Origin of the sequence: Neoroseomonas eburnea (assembly GCF_018129005.1) — a bacterium.
In the GTDB taxonomy this organism is placed as follows: Bacteria; Pseudomonadota; Alphaproteobacteria; order Acetobacterales; family Acetobacteraceae; genus Neoroseomonas; species Neoroseomonas eburnea.
This window is the reverse complement of sequence record NZ_JAAEDL010000001.1, coordinates 39895-60166: the sequence shown is the minus strand read 5'-3', so window position 1 is coordinate 60166 and position 20272 is coordinate 39895. Positions and strand designations below refer to the sequence as shown.

The 20272-nt window shown below is 70.3% G+C and carries 20 protein-coding genes and 1 pseudogene; 2 read left to right on the top strand and 19 right to left on the bottom strand.

The features are described from left to right. Positions 1-2: 2 nt before the first annotated feature. The 17 genes and pseudogenes from GXW74_RS00285 to GXW74_RS00205 form a co-directional block, all read right to left on the bottom strand. Entirely contained in the window at positions 3-1058 is a 1056-nt protein-coding gene (locus GXW74_RS00285; RefSeq protein WP_211844271.1) for a 2-oxoacid:ferredoxin oxidoreductase subunit beta, read from the bottom strand. Then, complete coding sequence (locus GXW74_RS00280) at positions 1055-2896, bottom strand: 2-oxoacid:acceptor oxidoreductase subunit alpha (RefSeq protein WP_211844270.1); 1842 nt, start codon at positions 2894-2896, stop codon at positions 1055-1057. The genes GXW74_RS00285 and GXW74_RS00280 overlap by 4 nt, the downstream gene beginning before the upstream one ends. Next, positions 2881-4716 carry an FAD-dependent oxidoreductase gene (locus GXW74_RS00275; protein WP_338148099.1) on the bottom strand — a complete coding sequence of 612 codons (1836 nt, stop codon included), beginning with the start codon at positions 4714-4716 and terminating at the stop codon, positions 2881-2883. Before GXW74_RS00275 ends, GXW74_RS00280 begins: the two co-directional genes overlap by 16 nt. Positions 4717-4887: 171 nt before the next feature. Next, positions 4888-5427 (bottom strand): protocatechuate 3,4-dioxygenase subunit alpha, encoded by a 540-nt coding sequence (gene pcaG / locus GXW74_RS00270; RefSeq protein WP_246522701.1) that lies wholly within the window; start codon positions 5425-5427, stop codon positions 4888-4890. A gap of 1 nt (position 5428) precedes the next feature. Further along, positions 5429-6133 carry a protocatechuate 3,4-dioxygenase subunit beta gene (pcaH, locus tag GXW74_RS00265; RefSeq protein ID WP_211844269.1) on the bottom strand — a complete coding sequence of 235 codons (705 nt, stop codon included), beginning with the start codon at positions 6131-6133 and terminating at the stop codon, positions 5429-5431. A gap of 65 nt (positions 6134-6198) precedes the next feature. Continuing rightward, complete coding sequence (locus GXW74_RS00260) at positions 6199-7128, bottom strand: 3-hydroxyacyl-CoA dehydrogenase family protein (RefSeq protein WP_211844268.1); 930 nt, start codon at positions 7126-7128, stop codon at positions 6199-6201. Beyond that, positions 7125-7796, bottom strand: a complete 672-nt coding sequence (ureG, locus tag GXW74_RS00255; RefSeq protein WP_211844267.1) for an urease accessory protein UreG — start codon at positions 7794-7796, stop codon at positions 7125-7127. The genes GXW74_RS00260 and ureG overlap by 4 nt, the downstream gene beginning before the upstream one ends. After that, complete coding sequence (locus GXW74_RS00250) at positions 7793-8569, bottom strand: urease accessory protein UreF (protein ID WP_211844266.1); 777 nt, start codon at positions 8567-8569, stop codon at positions 7793-7795. Before GXW74_RS00250 ends, ureG begins: the two co-directional genes overlap by 4 nt. Next, the gene (locus tag GXW74_RS00245; RefSeq protein ID WP_211844265.1) at positions 8463-9005 is read right to left on the bottom strand and encodes an urease accessory protein UreE; all 543 of its coding nucleotides are present in this window, start codon (positions 9003-9005) and stop codon (positions 8463-8465) included. The genes GXW74_RS00250 and GXW74_RS00245 overlap by 107 nt, the downstream gene beginning before the upstream one ends. Further along, positions 9002-9349, bottom strand: coding sequence for a hypothetical protein (locus GXW74_RS00240; protein WP_211844264.1), 348 nt, complete (start codon positions 9347-9349; stop codon positions 9002-9004). Before GXW74_RS00240 ends, GXW74_RS00245 begins: the two co-directional genes overlap by 4 nt. 10 nt (positions 9350-9359) lie before the next feature. Further along, positions 9360-11075, bottom strand: coding sequence for an urease subunit alpha (gene ureC, locus GXW74_RS00235; RefSeq protein ID WP_211844263.1), 1716 nt, complete (start codon positions 11073-11075; stop codon positions 9360-9362). A 2-nt stretch (positions 11076-11077) separates the two neighbouring features. After that, complete coding sequence (locus tag GXW74_RS00230; protein ID WP_211844262.1) at positions 11078-11383, bottom strand: urease subunit beta; 306 nt, start codon at positions 11381-11383, stop codon at positions 11078-11080. A 194-nt stretch (positions 11384-11577) separates the two neighbouring features. Continuing rightward, positions 11578-11877: pseudogene (locus GXW74_RS00225) on the bottom strand (urease subunit gamma); the annotation flags it as partial. A 69-nt stretch (positions 11878-11946) separates the two neighbouring features. Continuing rightward, positions 11947-12780 (bottom strand): urease accessory protein UreD, encoded by an 834-nt coding sequence (locus tag GXW74_RS00220; protein ID WP_211844261.1) that lies wholly within the window; start codon positions 12778-12780, stop codon positions 11947-11949. A gap of 95 nt (positions 12781-12875) precedes the next feature. Next, positions 12876-14009, bottom strand: coding sequence for a zinc-dependent alcohol dehydrogenase family protein (locus GXW74_RS00215; RefSeq protein WP_211844260.1), 1134 nt, complete (start codon positions 14007-14009; stop codon positions 12876-12878). A 13-nt stretch (positions 14010-14022) separates the two neighbouring features. Beyond that, the gene (locus GXW74_RS00210; protein ID WP_211844259.1) at positions 14023-15153 is read right to left on the bottom strand and encodes an aminotransferase class V-fold PLP-dependent enzyme; all 1131 of its coding nucleotides are present in this window, start codon (positions 15151-15153) and stop codon (positions 14023-14025) included. A gap of 9 nt (positions 15154-15162) precedes the next feature. Further along, on the bottom strand, positions 15163-15819 hold the full coding sequence (locus GXW74_RS00205; RefSeq protein WP_211844258.1) for a DUF1028 domain-containing protein: 657 nt from the start codon (positions 15817-15819) through the stop codon (positions 15163-15165). Between the two features lie 121 nt (positions 15820-15940). On the opposite strand from GXW74_RS00205, the gene GXW74_RS00200 reads away from it, so the two are divergent. Next, complete coding sequence (locus tag GXW74_RS00200; protein ID WP_246522700.1) at positions 15941-17533, top strand: ABC transporter substrate-binding protein; 1593 nt, start codon at positions 15941-15943, stop codon at positions 17531-17533. After that, complete coding sequence (cnbZ, locus tag GXW74_RS00195) at positions 17533-18285, top strand: 2-amino-5-chloromuconate deaminase CnbZ (protein WP_211844257.1); 753 nt, start codon at positions 17533-17535, stop codon at positions 18283-18285. The genes GXW74_RS00200 and cnbZ overlap by 1 nt, the downstream gene beginning before the upstream one ends. Positions 18286-18440: 155 nt before the next feature. Here cnbZ and GXW74_RS00190 read toward each other — a convergent pair whose 3' ends face one another. Beyond that, positions 18441-19451 carry a dimethylarginine dimethylaminohydrolase family protein gene (locus GXW74_RS00190; protein ID WP_338148098.1) on the bottom strand — a complete coding sequence of 337 codons (1011 nt, stop codon included), beginning with the start codon at positions 19449-19451 and terminating at the stop codon, positions 18441-18443. A 28-nt stretch (positions 19452-19479) separates the two neighbouring features. Then, positions 19480-20268, bottom strand: coding sequence for an ABC transporter permease (locus tag GXW74_RS00185; protein WP_211844256.1), 789 nt, complete (start codon positions 20266-20268; stop codon positions 19480-19482). Between the last annotated feature and the right edge of the window lie 4 nt (positions 20269-20272).

Genomic DNA, 20272 nt, shown 5'->3' with positions numbered 1-20272 from the left:
GCTCAGCGCAGCGAGGCGTTGATGCGGTCCAACGCCTCGACGCCCGGGCAGAGCTCCGCATCGCCCAGCGCGTTCAGCGGCGCGGGGATGGTGCCGAGGTGCTCATGCAGTGCGGTGGGGTTCGGATCGACATAGATCAGGCCGGTCAGGATCTCGCCGGCCGCCTTGCGCTCCATGATCTGGTGCATGGCGGAGGCGCGGTCCGTCGGGTCGTGGTCCGCGTGCAGCTTGCGCAGGCGGAGCACGGAACCGTCGTGCTGCGTCACCTCGGTCACCTCGCCCGGCGCGTAGGAGGCGGTGATCTCCTGCCGCGGCAGCATGACGTCGAGCCGGTTCAGCGCGTCATTGTGCTCGCGCACGTAGTCGTAGGACTTCGTGCTGCCCGGGTGGTTGTTGAAGGCGACGCAGGGGCTGATGACGTCGAGGAAGGCGGCGCCCTCGTGCAGCAGCGCGGCCTCGATCAGCGGCACGAGCTGTTCCTTGTCGCCGGAGAAGGAACGCGCGACGAAGGTGGCGCCGAGCTGCACCGCGATGGCGGCGAGGTCGATCGGCTGGTCGGTGTTCACCGCCCCCTTCTTCGCCACCGAGCCGAGGTCGGAGGTGGCGGAGAACTGCCCCTTGGTCAGCCCGTACACGCCGTTGTTCTCGACGATGTAGGTCATGTTCACGCCGCGGCGGATGCTGTGCGCGAACTGGCCGAAGCCGATCGAGGCGCTGTCGCCGTCGCCGGAGACGCCGAGATAGATGAGCTCCCGGTTGGCGAGATAGGCGCCGGTCAGCACCGAGGGCATGCGTCCATGCACCGAGTTGAAGCCGTGCGCCGCGCCGAGGAAGTAGGTCGGCGTCTTGGACGAACAGCCGATGCCGGAGAGCTTGGCGATGCGGTGCGGCGGCAGCGACAGGTTGAAGCAGGCCTGGATGATCGCCGCGCTGATCGAATCATGCCCGCAGCCGGCGCAAAGCGTGCTGATCGCGCCTTCGTAGTCGCGCCGCGTCAGGCCGATCGCGTTGGTCGGCAGCTTCGGGTGGTGGAGCTTCGGCTTCGGCAGGTAGCTCATGGCGTGGCCTTGCGGAAGGGCAGGACATTGGCCGTCGATGCGCGGTCGGCGATGGCGGCCCGGATGAAGCGCGCCGTGATCGGCGTGCCGTCGTAGTGCAGCACCGGCACCAGCCGCGCGGGGTCGATCTCCTCCTCGTTGATGAGGAGGGTGCGCAACTGGGCGTCGCGATTCTGCTCCACCACGAAGACGCGGTCATGCGCGGCGATGAACTCGGCGACGTCGTCATGGAAGGGGAACGCCCGGATGCGCATGGCATCGAGATGGATGCCCTGCGCATCGAGCGCCGCCAGCGCCTCCCGCATCGCGGCGGAGGTGGAGCCGTAGAAGATCACGCCGTCGCGCGCCTTTTCCTTCGCCGGTGTCGCGATCGGCCGCGGTACCAGGGATCGCGCCGTGCGCAGCTTCTTCAGCAGGCGCTGCATGTTGTCCACATAGGGGCCGCCGTCCTCGGTGTACCGCGCTTCCCGGTCGCGCGATGTGCCGCGCGTGAAGAAGGCGCCCTTCTCCGGGTGCGTGCCCGGCCAGGTGCGGTAGGGAATGCCGTCCCCGTCCACGTCGCGGTATCGTCCGAAGCCCGCCACCATCTCGAGGTCGGCCGCGGTCAGCACCTTGCCGCGATCCATCCTGCGATCGGGATCCCAGGCGAAGGGCGCGCAGAGCCAGTCATTCATGCCGATGTCGAGATCGAGCATGACGAAGATCGGTGTCTGCAGCCGGTCCGCGAGGTCGAAGGCATCGGCGCCGAAGGCGAAGCACTCGTTCGGATCCTCGGGAAAGAGGAGCACATGCTTGGTGTCGCCGTGGCTCGCATAGGCGGCGGAGAGTACGTCCGACTGCTGCGTGCGCGTCGGCATGCCGGTGGAGGGTCCGGCGCGCTGCACGTCGAAGAGCACCGCGGGGATCTCGGCGAAATAGGCGAGGCCGAGGAATTCCTGCATCAGCGAAACGCCGGGGCCCGAGGTCGCGGTGAAGGCGCGCGCGCCGTTCCACGCCGCGCCGACCACCATGCCGATGGAGGCGAGCTCGTCCTCCGCCTGCACGATGGCGTAGCGCTTCGCACCCGTCTCGGGGTCCTTGCGCAGGCGGCCGCAATGCTTCTCGAAGGCCTCGGCGAGCGAGGTCGAGGGAGTGATCGGATACCAGGCGCAGACCGTCGCACCGCCATAGACGGCGCCGAGCGCGGCGGCCTGGTTGCCGTCCACGAAGATGCGGTCGCCGACGGCATCGGCGCGCTTCAGCCTCAGCCCGATCGGGCAGGCGAGGTTCTGCTGCGCCCAGTCGCGGCCCATCTCCAGCGCGGCGAAGTTCGCCGGGATCAGCTTCTCCTTGCCCTTGAACTGCGCGGCGATGGATTGCTGCACCGCCTCCACCTCCATGTCGAGCAGGGCGGAGAGGGCGCCGAGATAGACGATGTTCTTGAAGAGCTGCCGCTGCCGCGGATCGGAATAGGCGGCGTTGGTGATCTCCGTCAGCGGCACGCCGATGACGGTGATGTCGTCGCGGAACCTCGACTTCGGCATCGGCCGCGTCGAGTCATAGAAGAGGTAGCCGCCGGGTTCGATCTCCGCGACGTCGCGGTCCCAGGTCTGCGGGTTCATCGCGACCATCATGTCCACGCCGCCGCGCCGGCCCATGTGGCCGGCTTCGCTGACGCGGACCTCGAACCAGGTCGGCAGGCCCTGGATGTTGGACGGGAAGATGTTGCGCGATGCGATGGGCACGCCCATGCGCATGATCGATTTCGCGAAGAGCCCGTTGGCGGAAGCGGAACCGGACCCGTTGACGTTGGCGAACTTGACGACGAAGTCGTTCGTCGCGGTTATCGGCTGTGGCATGCGTGCGCCTTCGGCTTCGCGGTCTCGAGCAGGAACTTCTGCATGTCCCAGGCACCGGTCGGGCAGCGCTCGGCGCACATGCCGCAGTGCAGGCAGACGTCCTCGTCCTTGACCATGACACGGCCCGTCTTGAGGCCATCCTGGACGTAGAGATCCTGGTAGGTGTTCACCGCCGGCGCCTTGAGCCGCGTGCGCAGCTCCTCCTCCTCGCCGTTCTCGGTGAAGGTGATGCAGTCGGTCGGGCAGATGTCCACGCAGGCGTCGCACTCGATGCAGAGCTTGGCCGTGAACACCGTCTGCACGTCGCAGTTCAGGCAGCGCTGCGTCTCGTGATAGGCCATCTCCCGGTCGAAGCCGAGCTCGACCTCCGCGGCGATGTCGCGCAGCGCCTTGTCCGCCGGCAGATGCGGCACCTTGAAGCGCAGGTCGAGCGAGACCTCGTTGTCATAGGCCCATTCGTGGATGCCCATCTTCTGGCTGGCGAGGTGCGTCTCGGGCGGCGGACGCCGCGTGACGTCCTCGCCCTTGCAGAGCAGGTCGATCGAGACCGCCGCCTGGTGCCCATGCGCCACGGCCCAGATGATGTTCTTCGGGCCGAAGGCGGCATCGCCGCCGAAGAAGACCTGCGGATGGGTGGATTGCAGGCTCGCTTCGTCGAGCTTCGGCAGGCCCCAGCGGTCGAATTCGACGCCGGCGTCGCGCTCGATCCAGGGGAAGGCGTTCTCCTGCCCGATGGCGACCAGCACGGTGTCGCAGTCGATGGTGACATCCGGCTCGCCGGTCGGCAGCAGCGAGCGGCGGCCCTTGTCGTCGTATTGCGCGGCGACCTTCTCGAACACCATGCCGGTGAGGCGGCCATTGTCGTGCAGCACCTGCTTCGGCACGAGGAAGTTGAGGATCGGGATGCCTTCGTTCATCGCGTCCTCCTTCTCCCAGGGGGACGCCTTCATTTCCTCGAAGCCGGAACGGACGACGACCTTGACCTCCTCCCCGCCGAGGCGGCGGGCGGAACGGCAGCAATCCATCGCCGTGTTGCCGCCGCCGAGCACGATGACGCGCCTGCCGACCGAGCTGACATGCCCGAAGGAGACCGAGGCCAGCCAGTCGATGCCGAGATGGATGTTCGCCGCGGCCTCCTTGCGGCCGGGCACGTCCAGCTCACGCCCGCGCGGCGCTCCGGAGCCGACGAAGACCGCGTCGTAGCCTTCCGCCAGCAGCGCCTTCAGGCTGTCCACGCGGCGGTTCATGTGGCTGACCACGCCGCCGCGATCGAGGATGTAGCCGCATTCCTCGTCGATCACTTCCTCCGGCAGGCGGAAGCGCGGGATCTGCTGGCGGATAAAGCCGCCGGCCTTCGCTTCGCCGTCGAAGATGTGGATCTCGTACCCCAGCGGCGCAAGGTCGCGCGCGACCGTCAGGCTCGCCGGCCCGGCGCCGACGCAGGCGATCCGCCTGCCGTTCCGCGCCTCGGGTATCACGGGCATCCGCCCGCTCACATCGCCCTTGTTGTCGGCGGCGACGCGCTTGAGGCGGCAGATGGCGACCGGTTCCTCCTCCACCCGGCCGCGGCGGCAGGCGGGCTCGCACGGGCGGTCGCAGGTGCGGCCGAGGATACCGGGGAAGACGTTGGAATGCCAGTTGACCATGTAGGCGTCGGCGTAGCGCCCCGCCGCGATCATGCGGATGTATTCCGGGACCGGCGTATGGGCCGGGCAGGCCCACTGGCAATCTACGACCTTGTGGAAATACTCCGGGGACGCAATGTCCGTCGGCTTCACGCGGGCGGCCTCCATGACGATGAGTGTCGAAAGGAGAGGCACGCGCCCGGGATCATTCCACCGGGCGCTCCACGCGATCAGGGTTCGGTCGCCATGCAAGCGCCGTCGTCATTCCTGTTCGTCCACTCCCCGCCGCTGTTTCGCGGCTCAGGGAATGCTGCACCATGGCGCGGGCAACGGCAATGTGCAGATTCGTGCTGCGCCGCAACGCGGTCAGACGTCCAGGAAGACGGTTTCCCCTTCCCCCTGCAACCGTATGTCGAGGCGCCATTCGCCATTGCCCGCCGGGCGTGCGATCAGCGTATCGCGACGGGCCTCGGGCACCAGGGCGAGGATCGGATCCTGCGCCAGCAGCACGTCGCCGGCGAAATAGGCACGCGTCACCAGCGCGCGCATCAGGCCGCGGGCGAAGATCGAAATCACGATGTGCGGTGCCTGGGTGCTGTTGCCGGGGCCCGGCACGGCGCCCGGCTTCAGCGTGGTGAAGCGGAAGCCACCCTGAAGATCGGTGGCGCAGCGGCCGAAGCCGTGGAAGCCTGCGTCGTAGCGACCCTCCGGATCGGCCTGCCAGAGCTCCACCATGGCATCGGAGACGGCCGCACCGGTGCCGTCGGTGATGCGGCCGGCGAGCACGATGCGCTCCCCCGCCGCGCCGGCATTGGGGCCGTCCGCGCGCAGCAGGTCGGCCCATTCGGGGAAGTCGATCATGTGCCAGTAGGGGCCGGCGGTCTGGCTGGCGGTGGCGTGCATCATATCAGGCATTCTCGAAGGGCGTGGCGGCACGGCCGCGCAGCACGATGTCGAAGCGGTAGCCGAGCGCCCATTCGGGCTGCGTGACCTGCAGGTCGAAGGCGGCGACGAGGCGGCTGCGCGCCTCCGCATCCCCGCTGCCCTGGTAGATCGGGTCGAGGTCCAGCAGCGGGTCGCCGGGAAAATACATCTGCGTCACCAGGCGCTGCGCGAAGCCGGCGCCGTGCAGGCCGAAATGGATGTGGATCGGCCGCCAGGCGTTCCAGTGGTTGCGCCAGGGATAGGCGCCCGGCTTCACGGTGGTGAAGCGGTAGTTGCCCTCCGCATCCGTGAAGACGCGGCCGCGGCCGAGGAAATTCGGGTCGAGCGGCGCATCGTGCTGGTCGCGCGGGTGGTGGTAGCGGCCGGCGGCATTGGCCTGCCAGATCTCCACCATGGCGTCCGGCACCGGGCGGCCGTTCTCGTCCAGCACGCGGCCGGCGACGATGATGCGCTCCCCCAGCGCCGCCTTGCCGTCGACGGTCGAGAGGTCCTCATGCGGCGCATACCAGGTGGGCGCGAAGCGCGGCGCCGAGACCTCGGTCAGCGTCTGCGGGATGCGCAGCGGCGCCGCCTTCGGATGGCGGGCATGGGTGCTGCCGTAGGCGGGCAGGTCGTAGGGCGGCTGGCTGCCTTCCGCGAGCGGCCGATACGGGATCGGATCAGCCATGGCGTTGCCTCCTCGGTTTGGAGCGGAGGGTCCATGGCAGCCGGGGCGCCCGTCAAGCGCCGCGTTCAATCCTCCTCGCGCAGGATGCGGACGGCGGCGAGCAGCGCCTTTTCGTAACGCGCTCGTTCCTTTGCCGTCACGTCCGCCGGCCAGTCGCGGAAGCCGCGGCCGGTCTTGGGGCCAAGCCGGTTCTCGGCGACCAGGCGCGCCAGGGTGGGGCTGGGATCGGGGCTGTTGCAGAGGGAGGGATAGATGGTGCGGCCCGCCTCGAGCTGCGTCTCCAGCCCGGCGAGTTCCTTCTGCGTGATCGGCCCGGCGGCGACGTAGCGGAAGCCGAAGCAATAGCGGACAGCGTTGTCGACGTCCTCGGCGGTGGCGAGGCCCTGGTCGATGACGGCGAAGGCCTCCCGCATCAGCGCGTGCTGGATGCGGTTGGCGAGGAAGCCCGGCACGTCCTTCGCCACACGGATCACCTTGCGGCCGAGCCCGTCCATGATGGCGGCGACCGCGTCGCAGATGGCAGGGTCGGTGTGTTCGCCACGCACGACCTCGACGCCCGGCACCAGATGCGCCGGCAGGAAGAAGTGCAGGTTGGCGCAGCGCGCGCGGGTCGCGATGTGGCCGGCGATGTCGGTGATGCGGTAGCCGGAAGCATTGGAGACGACCGGGATGTGCGGCGGCACCAGCGTGTCGAGGCGGGCGAAGACGTCCTGCTTCAGCGCCAGGCGCTCGGGCACTGCCTCCACGACGATCTCGGCCGAGGCGTAGTCGGGCGCCTCCGTGGTCTCGACCAGCGTCAGCCGCGCCGCTTCCGCCGGGTCGCCGTCCAACTGCGCGATCGAGGACCGCACACGCGCCTCTGCCTCCGGCCAGCGCGCCTTCGCCGTCTCGACCGCCGTCACCCGCCAGCCGCCGGCGAGGAAGATCGCCGCGATGTCGCAGCCCATCAGCCCCATGCCAAGGATGACGGCATGGCGGCGCGTCGTGTCGTTCATGGCGTGGCGATCCCCCCGCTGCGGAGGACGAACTCCGCGATCTCCGCCACGCCCTGGTCGTTCTTCAGGTTGGTGAAGACGAAGGGCCGCCTGCCGCGCATCTTCCGCGCGTCGCGGTCCATCACCGACAGGTCGGCGCCGACCAGCGGCGCGAGGTCGATCTTGTTGATCACCAGCAGGTCCGACCGCGTGATGCCCGGCCCGCCCTTGCGCGGGATCTTGTCGCCCGCCGAGACGTCGATGACGTAGATCGTCAGGTCGGCGAGCTCGGGGCTGAAGGTCGCGGCCAGGTTGTCGCCGCCGCTCTCGATGAACAGGATCTCAAGGCCCGGGAACTTCTCCACCATGTCGTGCACGGCGGCGAGGTTGATCGAGGCATCCTCCCGGATCGCCGTGTGCGGGCAGCCGCCGGTCTCGACGCCGGTGATGCGCTCGGGGTCGAGCGCGCCGGCGCGGGTCAGGAACTCGGCATCCTCCTTGGTGTAGATGTCGTTGGTGATGACCGCGATGTCATGGCGGTCACGCAGGAACTTGCAGAGGCGCTCGGTCAGCGCCGTCTTGCCGGAGCCGACGGGGCCACCGATGCCGACGCGGAAGGGGCCGTGGGCCGTCCGATGACCGCGGTGCGCGTCGCGCGCGGAGGTCTGGCCTGAACCGGATGCGCTCATGAGCGGAAGAGCCTCGTGTATTGCGTCTCGTGACGGATGGAGAAGAGGTCGAGCGCCGGGCTGGCAGTGCCCAGGCGGTCGAGATCGGCGGCGAGCGCGGCCTCCGTCGCCGCGGCGACGACCGGCAGCAGCGCGGCGGTCGCCATCTGCCCGTCGGTCTGGCCGAGCGGCACCAGCCGCACGCCCGCCGAGACGAGGTTCGCCGCGAAGGCCGAAAGATAGCCGAAACCCGCGGCACGAAGATCCACCCCATGCGCCGCCGCCGCCGCGCCGAAGGCGACGGCATGGACGATGCGACGCGGATGCCGCGCGGCGAAGGCGGCGAGGCGCGGCTCCGGCCAGGCGGCGAGCGTCACCGACAGGAAGGCGGTGCCCTGCGCCTCGGCTTCGAGAGCCGTCTCCGCCGTGCCGCGCCAGGCGGCGCCGAGTTCCGCCGCCGCATCCAGCGCGCGCGGCCTGCCCGCCGCCATGGCGCGGTGCGCGGCGGCGAGCAGCGCGCCATCCACCCGCCCTGCCCCGTCGCGCAGCGCCGCCGTCACATAGGCGACGAGGTCGTCGCGGTTGCGCACCGCGCCGTCCTCCACCGCCGCCTCCAGACCGTGGCTGTAGGTGTAGGCGCCGACCGGATAGGCCGGCGAGAGCCAGGCCAGCAGGCGGTAAAGCGCCTCAGTGGTGGTGGTCGCAGTGCTCGTGGTCGTGGTGATGGTCGTGGTCGCCGTGATCGTGGTGGTGGTGGTGATGCTGGTGGCCGGGGTTGTGGTTGTGCTCGCCATAGGCGCCGCCTTCCGGGTCGAAGGGCGCGTCCACCTTGCGCAGCGTCGCGCCGAGGCCTTCCAGCATGTGGACGATGACATGGTCGTCGCGGATCAGCAGCCGGTCGCCGGCGATCTGCGTCGGCAGGTGCCGGTTGCCGAGGTGCCAGGCGAGGCGCGCGAAATGCTCGTGGCTGTCGGCGGTGATCTCGACCAGCGGCTCGGGCGCCGCCTTCACGCGCACGAAGCCGCCGGTGGCGAGCGCCAGCCCGTCGCCGTCGCGCAGCACCGTCGCTTCCGGCAGGTCGAGCAGGAAGGCGAGGCCGCCATCCCCCGTATAGAGCCTGCGGCGGCGATAGCGGTCGTCGAAATCGACCAGCACGGCGTCGCGCGCTTCGGCCTCGGGCCAGCTTCCGGCACGCGCGACGCGCGTCGCGCGGGGGATGTTCTCGCTCATGCCGCGGCGCGCCGCGCGGCACCTGCGCGGACGCCCCTCTTCACCTCGCGCACCGCCGCGGCCTGTTGCAGGAGCAACAGCAGCGCATCCTTCTCCTCCCGCGGGAGGTCGGGATTCTCGATCAATCCGGAGCGACGAATGATGACCTCCAATGCCTCGGTGATGTGGCCGATCTGCCGGCCGTAGCTCCCCACGCCTTCCAGGATCTCCTGTTCGAGGTCCGGATCGACGGAATAGCCGACATTCACCGTGAGCAGGTTGAGCCGGTTGCCCTGGAGGATCCAGGTCCACGGGTTGATGACCTGGGTGACGTCGCCCGACAGCGGCAGCCTGACCTGCGGCATGGCGTGCTCCTCAGAACAGGAAGTAGCGCTGCGCCATGGGCAGCACCCTGGCGGGTTCGCAGATGAGCAGCACGCCGTCGGCGCGCACCTCGTAGGTCTCGGCATCGACCTCGATGCGCGGCAGCGCGTCGTTGTGCAGCATGCTGCGCTTGCCGATGCCGCCGCGGCAGTTGCGCACCGCCGCGAGTGGCCGCGTCAGGCCGATGCGGCCGGCAAGGTCCTCCTCCATCGCCGCCTGGGAGACGAAGGTGAGCGAGGTCGCCCGCCTCGCCGCGCCGAAGGCGCCGAACATCGGGCGGTAGTGCACCGGCTGCGGCGTCGGGATCGAGGCGTTCGGGTCCCCCATCAGCGACATGGCGATGGCTCCGCCCTTCAGCACCATCTCCGGCTTCACGCCGAAGAAGGCGGGGCTCCAGAGCACCAGGTCGGCGAGCTTGCCGACCTCGACACTGCCGACATGCTCGGCGACGCCCTGGGAGATCGCCGGGTTGATCGTGTACTTGGCGACGTAGCGCAGCGCGCGGCGGTTGTCGTTGTCGCCGCGCTCCTCCGGCAGGCGGCCGCGCTGGGCCTTCATCTTGTGGGCGGTCTGCCAGGTTCGGATGATGACCTCCCCGACCCGGCCCATGGCCTGGCTGTCGGAGGACATCATCGAGATCGCGCCGAGGTCGTGCAGGATGTCCTCGGCCGCGATCGTCTCCTTGCGGATGCGGCTTTCGGCGAAGGCGACGTCCTCGGCGATGCGCGGGTCGAGGTGGTGGCAGACCATGAGCATGTCGAGATGCTCGTCCACCGTGTTCACCGTGTAGGGCATGGTGGGGTTGGTGCTGCTGGGCAGCACGCCTGGCTCGCCGGTCAGCCGCAGGATGTCGGGGGCGTGACCGCCACCGGCGCCTTCGGTGTGGAAGGCCTGGATGGTGCGGCCGCGGATCGCCTTGATCGTCTCCTCGACGAAGCCGGATTCGTTCAGCGTGTCGGTGTGGATGGCGACCTGGATGTCCATCGCATCGGCGACCGAGAGGCAGGTGTCGATCGCCTTGGGCGTGGTGCCCCAGTCCTCGTGCAGCTTCAGGCCGCAGGCGCCGGCGCGGATCTGTTCCTCCAGCGCCGCCGGCAGCGCGGCATTCCCCTTGCCGAGGAAGCCGAGATTCATCGGAAAGGCTTCCGCCGCCTGGAGCATGCGCGCGAGGTGCCAGGGCCCCGGCGTGCAGGTGGTGGCGAGCGTGCCGTGCGCCGGGCCGGTGCCGCCGCCGAACATCGAAGTCACGCCGGAGGCCAGCGCCTCCTCGATCTGCTGCGGGCAGATGAAATGGATGTGCGGATCGATGCCGCCGGCGGTCAGGATGCGTCCTTCCCCGGCGATGATCTCGGTGCCCGGGCCGATGATGATGGTCACGCCCGGCTGGGTATCCGGGTTGCCGGCCTTGCCGATGGCGGCGATGCGGCCGTCCTTCAGGCCTACATCCGCCTTCACGATGCCGGTGACCGCATCGAGGATCAGCGCATTGGTGATGACGGTGTCCATCGCGCCGCCGGCGCGCGTCACCTGCGACTGGCCCATGCCGTCGCGGATGACCTTGCCGCCGCCGAACTTCACCTCCTCGCCATAGGTGGTGAAGTCCTTCTCGACCTCGATGACGATGTCGGTGTCGGCGAGGCGGACGCGGTCGCCGACGGTCGGCCCGTACATGCCGGCATAGGCGGCGCGGGAGATCCTGGTCGCCATCTCTACACCGCTCCTTCCGTCTCGCCGCGGAAGCCGTGCACGATGCGCGCGCCGGCGAAGGGGATCAGCCGCACCTTGCGGGTCTGGCCGGGCTCGAAGCGCACGGCGGTGCCGGCGGCGATGTCGAGCCGCTTCCCGCGCGCGACCGCGCGGTCGAAGCGCAATTGCGGGTTGGTCTCCGCGAAGTGGTAGTGGCTGCCGACCTGCACGGGGCGGTCGCCGGTGTTCGCAACCTCGATCTCGACGGCGATGCGATCGGCGTTGAGCTCGATCTCACCGGCGGCGGGGAGGATCTCGCCGGGGATCATCGGCGCGCTCCCTTCGCCTTGCCCGCGGGCTTCGCCTTCGCGGCGAGCCGCTTTGCCCCGGGTGCGGGCTTCGCCTTGGGCTTCGGCTTCGCCGCGGCGCGCTTCGCGGGCTTCTTCGCCGCGGGCTTCGCGGCGGCACGCCGGGCGGGCTTCTTCGCCGCAGCCTTGGCCTGGGCCGCGACGGGTTCCGCGTCACGGATCGGCTGATGCACCGTGACCAGCTTCGTGCCGTCGGGGAAGGTCGCTTCGGCCTGGATCTCGTGGATCATCTCGGCGATGCCGTCCATCACCTGGTCGCGCGACAGCACCCTGGCGCCGTCGCGCATCAGCTCGGCCACGCTGCGCCCGTCGCGCGCGCCTTCCACGACGAAATCGGTGATCAGCGCCACCGCCTCGGGGAAGTTCAGCTTGAGGCCACGCTCCAGCCGCCGGCGCGCGACGATCGCCGCCATCGCCACGAGCAGCTTGTCCTTTTCCCGAGGCGTCAGGTTCATCCGCTTCCGCTCCTCCGCCGACCCGGCGCGCGGCGCTGCAAGCCGCGCGCCATCATGGCCGCCCTCTGCTCAACACGTCCACAGCCGCGGCAGCACCGGCGCGGCGCCCAGGACACGCGCCCGCAGCAGACGGATGGCGCCGGCCATACCGTCCCGCACCTCCGCCGAACCGCCCAGCCAGCGCAGCACCATCAGGCCGGGACGCGGCAGGGTGGCGGCGGCGCCGGCCTTGCGCGCCGCATCGCGGGCCGCCTGGAGCGGGGCATCGGAGGTGACCAGCAGCGTCGCGCAGGCCTCCGCCCCGGCGAAGCCGAAGGGGGCATCGAGCCGTTCGCGCATCCCCTCCCCCAATGCCAGCCCATCCGCCCAGGCCAGCGACCCGCCGCGGCGGAGGCGCCAGGTGTCGAGCAGGCTGCCCTCCCGCAACGCCTCCCCGCGCGCGTGGCGGCCGAAGACGAGCATCTCCGCCAGCAGCAGCGTCGCGCCGGGGGCGAGTTCGACATCGAGCCGCCGCGTGAGGCGCGCACCGTCGAACAGGATCGTCTCCTGCGGCAGCCATTCGAGCGTGGCGCCTTCGCCGACCTCCAGCCGGGCGGCGATGCGCGTCTCCGGCCCGAGGCTCCGATAGACCTTCTCGGCCGCCGGCGTGCTGACGCAACCATGCGCGCCCGGCCCGAGGGCGACGTCCACCCTCACCTCATCCCCGCCGGCGAGGCCGCCCGCCGTGTTCACCAGCGCGGCCAGCGGCGGTTCCCCGGGCTCCGGCGTGGGGAAAAGGACGCGCATCGGCGCCGCCTGATGGAGGTCGGCAAGCCGCGTCTCTCCGCGCGCGACGGCGAAGCGCAGCGCGGCACCGCCACGCGAACGCTGATGGGTCGGAAAGGCGGCGGCGCGGCGCGGCATCCGCGCCACCCTGCCACGCCGCCACGATGTTGCAAGCGCGGCACCTCTGCCCGCGACATGGGCAGGATGCGCCCATGCCGCCGGCAGGCCGGAGGTCAGGCGTTCGGCCGCAGCATCTGCCGCAGCACCGCGCCGTCGGACAGCAGGTCGAAGCCCTCGTTGATCTGATCGAAGGTGATGTGGCTGGTCTTGAGCTTGTCCACCGGCAGCTTGCCGCGGCGATAGAGGCCGAGCAGCCGCGGCAGGTCGCGCTCCGGCACGCAGGATCCCATGTAGGAGCCGCGGATGCTGCGCTCCTCGCTGACCATGCTGGCGTGCAGGTAGGAGACCTGCGCGTTGATGTTCGGCAGCCCGGCGCTGATCGTCTCCCCGCCGCGCGCGGTGATGGCGATGGCGAGCTGCATCGCGGGCACGCTGCCCGCCGTCTCGATCACCGTGTCGAGGCCGCCGTCGGTCGCATCCCGCACTGCCGCCGCGCAATCCTCGTTGCCGGCGAGGAAGACGTCGGTCGCACCCCATTGCTTCGCCAGTTCGAGCTTCTGCGGATTGGTGTCGATGGCGACGATGCGCTCTGCCCCCGCCGCGACCGCGCCGAACAGCGCATTCATGCCGACTCCGCCGAGGCCGACCACGGCGACCGCCTCGCCAGCCCGCAGCCCGGCGGTGTTGAGCACCGCGCCGGCGCCGGTCATCACCGCGCAACCGAAGATCGCCGCATCGTCGAGCGGGATGTCCTTGCCGATCTTCACCGCCGAGCGCCGCGCCACCACGGCATACTGCGCATAGAGCGACAACCCGCTGTTGTGGTTGATCGGCGTGCCATCCAGGCGCTTCAGGCGCCGCGTGCCGGTCGGCAATTGCCCCGCCGCGCGGAAGGCATTGCCGGTCGGGCAGATATTGGGCCGGCCGCGCACGCAGTAGCGGCAATTGCCGCAGGACGGCGCGAAGACGGTGACGACGTGGTCCCCTTCCTTCACGTCGGTGACGCCGGGGCCGACCTCGCGCACGATGCCGGCACCCTCATGGCCGATCACGATCGGCAGCGGGCGCGGACGCTGGTTTTCGATGGTCGAAAGGTCCGAATGGCACAGGCCGGCCGCGGCCACCTCGATCAGCATCTCGCCGGGACCGGGCGGGTCGAGCTCGACCTCCTCCACCACCATGGGGCGGGACGTCGCATAGGGTCGGGGAAGCCCCTGCTCGAACAGGACGGCGGCCTTCATGCGCATGCTTGGTTTCCTCCTAGGTCGTGGTGGCGGCACGCCATTCGGCGATCAGCGCATCCGTTGCGCGCGCCATGTCCTCGCCGCCGTTGTAGCCGTGGAAGGAGACGCGGACACGGCCGCGCCCGTTCCAGGCGAAGACGCCGCGCCGCTCCATCCCGGCGACGATCGCCGCGGCGTGCGGGCTCTGCACGCAGACGCTCGCGCCGTGCTGCCGCGGATCGGGCGGCGTGGTGGACGGGATGCCGGCGGCGGTGAGCCGCGCCAGCATCTCCACCGTCAGCGCCTGCACGTGGCGTTCGATCGCCGGGGCGCCGAAGCGCTCCAGATAGCCGAGCGCGCCATCCAGCACGTAGAGCGCGAGATGCGCCGGATTGCCGCGCGTGAAGCGCGCCGCATCGGGCAGCAGCGCCGGAGCCTGCGACCAGTCCGGCCGCGCCATCGAGGCGATGGAATGCCAGCCCGCCGTGCTCGGCGCCCAATCGGGTTGCCGCGCCCGGTTCCAATAGGCGATGGCGGTGCCGGTGGTGCCGAGCACCCATTTGTAGGTGGCGGAGAAGGCGAAGTCGGCGACCTCCGCCCGGATCGGCAGCCAACCGGCCCCTTGCGTGAAGTCCACCACCAGCAGCGCGCCGACGCGGTCCGCCGCCGCGCGCAGCGCGCTCAGGTCGTAGCGCGCGGCACTGAGGAAGGAGACGGCACTGACCGCGATCATCCGCGTGCGTTCGGTGATCGCGGCGGCGACGGCGGCCGGGTCGCTCATCGGCGCGAAGCGCAGCGTGATAGCTGGCCGCTCGCGCTGCGCCAGCGGCGCGACGACGGAGGGGTACTCATCCGGGTCGACCACGACCTCGTCGCCGGGGCGCCAGTCGAGGCTCTCCACCACCATGGAGACGCCTTCCGCGACGCTGGAGACGAAGCCGATGTCGCCCGGCTGCACCCCGAACAGCCGGGCCGCGCCGGCGCGCGCGGAGGCCAGCCGCGCCTCCTGCCGCGTGCGTCCCGGGGAGCCGGCCGACTTGTCCTCCGCATAGGCGGCGAAGGCGGCGTCGTGGCGGCGGAGGAAGGGCGTCTCCCCCGCCGCGCAGACATGCGCGACACCGGGCGGGATGCGGAACTCCGCGGGGTCGAAGAGCGGCGCCAGCGTCACCTCGCCGCCTCAGATGATCGGCGCGTCTTCGGGGGCCACGGCGCGCGCGACGAAGCCGTCGGCGAGCGGCGCGTACTCCTCCCACAGCGCGCGCAGCGCCGGGATCGGGCCGACCGCCTTGTCCACGCGCAGGTCGACGTATGGGAAGACCTCGCGGTGCACGACGAGCAGGCTGGCGGAGGTGACCTCGCCATGCTCGCCGCCGGCCGCTTCGCCGGCTTCGAGGGCGCGCACCAGGCGCTCGGCGAGCGGCTGGTCTGCGGCGGCGAGGAAGGCCTCGGCCATCGCCGCCGGCACGCGGTCATTGGCGAGGATATTGCCGATGGCGACCACGTCCTTGCCATGCGCGACGCCGCGCGCGGGCTTCACGCGCTCGCCATGGAAATGCGCGGTGCGGCCTTCGCGGTCCATCACCGCGATCTGCCGCCAACGGTGGTCAGGCGTCGAGGCGACCAGCGCCGCCACCGCCTCCTCCGCCGAGCAGCCGGAGCGCAGCAGGTCGAGCCCGCGCGGCCCGAGCCGCGGGTCGGTGCGGTGCTGCGTCAGCACGCCGCCCAGCCCGGCGGCGAGGAACGGCACGCGGGTGCCGACCGCGATGGAGGATGTCGTCACCGCCGCGCCGAACTGTCCGGTCCGCGCGCAACGCCCGAGCAGGGAGAAAGTCATGCCGGCCCCTTTGGCGAAAGCGTCGCATTCAAGGCCCGGGCGTGCGCGGCGTCCAGGGCGCCCGTTGGACAAGCCTCACAGGGCTGGCATGATGGCGCGGGACGGCATCACGGAGGCAGAGATGGCCAGGCGCAGGTTCACCATGCTGGCAGTGGCGGTGCTCGCCCTGCTGGCGGCACCCCGTCCCGCCCCGGCGCAGCCGGCGCCCTCGGGGACGCTGCGCGTGGTGCTCGTCAATCCGCTGGCGAGCGTCGACCCGGTGGTCTCGACCGCCGCCTTCGTGCGCAACCACGGCTTCTTCGTCTACGATCAGCTCTTCGGCCTCGACAGCCGGGGCGAGGCGCAGCCGCAGATGGTCGAGCGGTTCGAGGTCTCGCCCGACCGCATGACCTGGCGCTTCACCCTGCGCGAGGGCCTCGCCTTCCATGACGGCCAGCCGGTGCGCGCGGCCGATGCCGTCGCCTCGATCCGCCGCTGGGGCCAGCGCGACATCGCCGGCCGCGCGCTGCTGGCGGCGACCGGCGCACTGGAGGTGGTGGACGACCGCAGCTTCACGCTGCGGCTCTCCCGCCCCTTCGGCCTGGTGACGGAGGCGCTGGCGCGCTCGACCGCCAGCGCGCTGTTCGTCATGCCGGAGCGGATCGCGAACACGCCGGCCAATGTCGCCTTCACCGATGCGACGGGCTCCGGACCCTTCATCTTCCGCGCGCAGGACTTCCTGCCGGGCGAGCGTGCCGTCTATGTCCGCAACCCCGCCTACCGCCCGCGGCCGGAACCGGCGGACGGGCTCGCCGGCGGCAAGGTCGTGCAGGTCGAGCGCGTCGAATGGCTCGGCATCTCCGATCCGGCGACGGCGGCCGCGGCGCTGCAATCGGGCGAGATCGACTTCATCGAGCAGCCGACGCCGGACGTGCTGCCGGTGTTGCAGCGCAACCGCAACATCCGCACCTTCGCGCTGAACCCGGTGGGCTCGGTGGTGTGGCTGCGGCCGAACCACGCCGTCCCGCCGTTCAACGACGCGCGCGCGCGGCGGGCGCTGCTGTACCTGGTGAACCAGCACGAGAACCTGCAGGCGATCGGCGTCGCGCCCTCCGAGCAGGTGCCCTATTGCCCGGCCTATTTCCTCTGCGGCACGCCGCTGGAGAGCGCCGCCGGCGCGGAAGGGCTGCGGGAGATCAACCTCGACCGCGCCCGCGCCCTGCTGCGGGAGGCCGGCTACAACGGCCAGCGCGTGGTGTTCCTCAACGCGACGGATTCGCCGATCAACAACGCCGTGACGCTGACCATGGCGGAGAACATGCGCCGTGCCGGGCTGAACATGGACGTTGTCGCCATGGACTGGGCGACGGTGACCCAGCGGCGCAACCGGCGCGAGCCGGTCGAGCAGGGCGGCTGGAACCTCTTCGTCACCATCGCCAATGTGCTCGATGCGCAGAACCCGCTGGTGAACCTCTATCTCGGCGCGCCCTGCGAGACGGCGCCCGCCGGCTGGCCTTGCGACGCGGAGCTCGAACGGCTGCGCGCCTCCTGGTGGGAGGAAGCCGATCCGGCGAAGCGGCGCGAGATCCTGGAGCGCGTGCACGCACGTGCCTATGAGGTGCTGCCCTACATCAATGGCGGGCAGTTCCGCGTGCTGGCGGCCTATCGCGCCAATATCGAGGGCCTGCGCCAGACCACCATCCCGGTCTTCTGGGGTGTGACGAAGCGCCAGTGATGGACACGATCGCGATCCCGGCGGCGGGATACCGCTTCATTCCCGCGGTGATGCAGTATTCCGCCGGCGTTGCCGCCCTGCCCGGCTACCGGCTGGAACGCGCGCGCTTCGCCGATCCCGTGCCGCTCGCCGAAGGCTGGCGGCGGATCGCGGCGTTCCTGGATTCGATCGGTCGGCCGCGCATCGCCTTCGCGGCCTGCGAACTGCGTTCCCCCGCGCCCTTCACCGAGGAAGGCTTCGCGCAGTTCAATACCGGCTATGCCGGCACGCTCGGCGAATGGGCGGTGCTGCACGACGGGCGCAACCCGGTCGCACGGAGCAATGTCTGCCCGCGCCACGCGCCGCCGGTGGAGCCGAGCTTTCACGCCTTCTGCTACACCGTGCCGGACCCGGATGCGGCGCCGTCCTTCGCGGTCGCCGGCAGCGGCGAGTCCGCCGAGGGCAAGGGGAGCTATCGCGAGAACACCATCGCCCATGGCGACACCTCGCCCGAGGGGATGCTGCGCAAGGGGCACTGGGTGCTGGGAGAGATGGAGCGGCGGATGGGGCTGCTCGGCTTCGGCTGGGCGCAGACCAGTGGGGTGCAGGCCTATACCGTGCATCCGCTGCCGCCGGCGCTGACGGCGGAGATCGTCATCCGCGGCGCCGCCAGGCATGGGCTGACCTGGCAGGATTGCCGGCCGCCGGTCGAAGGATTGGACTACGAGATGGATTGCCGCGGCATTGCGGTGGAGCGAGTGCTGCCGGCCTAGCCTCGGTGCCCGGATCGAGGGGGCTTTGCCCCCTCGAGCACCCCCACCAGGGGACTGCGGTCCCCTGGACCCGCGGAGATCGAAGTTGTGGTTTCCAAAGGCCTTTCGGCCTTTGGCGGGGTGAGTTTGAGAGGGGCAGCGCCCCTCTCAAGGCATCAGATCGGATCCCGCACCAGCGGCGACGTCGAGCAATGGATGCCACCCCCGCCGAGATACACCTTGTCGTAGGCCACCAGCCGCACGCTGATGCCGGCCTTGTCCAGCGCCTCCTGCGTGCGCGGGCCGACCTGGTCGCTCATCAGCACGCGGCCCGGAGCGACGGCCAGGCAGTTGATCGCCCAGGACGGATCCTCGTTGTTCAGCGGGATCATGCGGATGCCGAGGCGCTTCAGCTCCTCCATGAAGACGAAGGGCAGGATCACCGGGTTCACCAGCGCGACGTCGTGGTCGATCATCACGAAGGCACCGTCGATATGCAGCCTGTAGCCCGGGATCTGCACGCGGATCAGGCGGGTGCCCTGGACGGCGAGCACCTCCTCCATCTGCCGCGCCCCTTCCTCGTTGACGCGGGAGGAGACGCCGATCACCGCGACGTCCGGCCGGACATAGGCGAAGGACCCGCCCTCCATCAGCCCGGTGCCGTGGATGGTGCGCAGGATGGGCATGCCGATCCCGGCGAGGGTTTCCGTCACCGGCCGTTCCTCGCCCCGCCGGATGCGCGGGCCCATGCGGGTGACGACGGCGCCGCCATCGAGCGCAATGCAGGAATCGCGCGTGTAGACGGATTTGTGCCGGCCCGGCGCGACACGGTTCAGCATCACCACCTCGGCGCCTTCCTCCCGCAGGGCGGCAGCCAGGGCGTCGTGCTGGGCCTGCTGCTCGGCGAGCGGGGGGATGAATTCGCCACGCCAATAGGCACCCGTCTTCGGGTCGCCAAAGGCACCGAGTTCGGGGATCAGCGGCAGGCCGTCGAGGACCTTCAGCTCCTCGCCGGGACGATGCATCAGCACGACGCGCAGGCGGCCGATGTCGGAATTGCAGCCCCAGCGACGGCCCCAGCCGAACTCCTGTTCGCTCGTGCTGTGGAAGGCGGGCTCAGGCTCCGAGGCGAAGCGCTCGATCAGCATGTTGTAGCGATGGTCGAACTCGGACATCGCGCGGGACACGGCGCGTTCCTCCCGTTGTTGGTTGCAGTCAGCCTTCGCTGCGCCGGCGCAGGGCGCGGTCGGCCATCAGCAGCAGCAGGGTGAAGAGGATCAGCAGCACGGCAACAGCCGCCATGGCGGGATCGAGGTTCTCGTTGATGCCGTCCCAGATCCGGCGCGGCAGCGTGAAGACGTCGCGGGAGGCGATGAACAGCACCATCACCAGTTCATCCCAGGAGTGGATGAAGGCGAAGATCGCGCCCGAGAAGATCCCCGGCGCGATGCGCGGCAGGATCACCCAGCGCAGGGTCTGCGACAGCGAGGCCCCCATGCCGCGCGCCGCCTGCTCCAGGCGCGGGTCGAAGGCGGCGAGCGCGGTGGAGACGGTGATGACCACATAGGGGATCCCCGTCACCCCATGCGCGAGCACCACGCCGAGGAAGCGGTCCAGCAACCCGAGCGGACCGAAGTAGCGATACAGCCCGATGGCGTAGACGATCGACGGGATGATCAGCGGCAGCAGCATCAGCACGCGCACGAACTCGGTCGCGCGGCGGGAGATGCGCCAGCAGCCGATGGCGCAGAGCGTCCCCGCCGTGACGGACAGCATCGTGGCTGCGACCGCGATGGTGAAGGACTGCCAGATCGAGCCGAGCCATTCCGGCGAGGCCAGCACCGTCTCGAAATGCCGCAGCGACAGCCCGTCCTCCGGCAGCGACAGATAGCGCTGATCGGTCAGTGCCACCGGCACGACGATCAGGATCGGCAGCACCAGGTAGAGCGCGGTGGCCCAGGCGAGGCCACGGCCAAACGGTCCGGGACGATAGGCGCCATCCATCGGA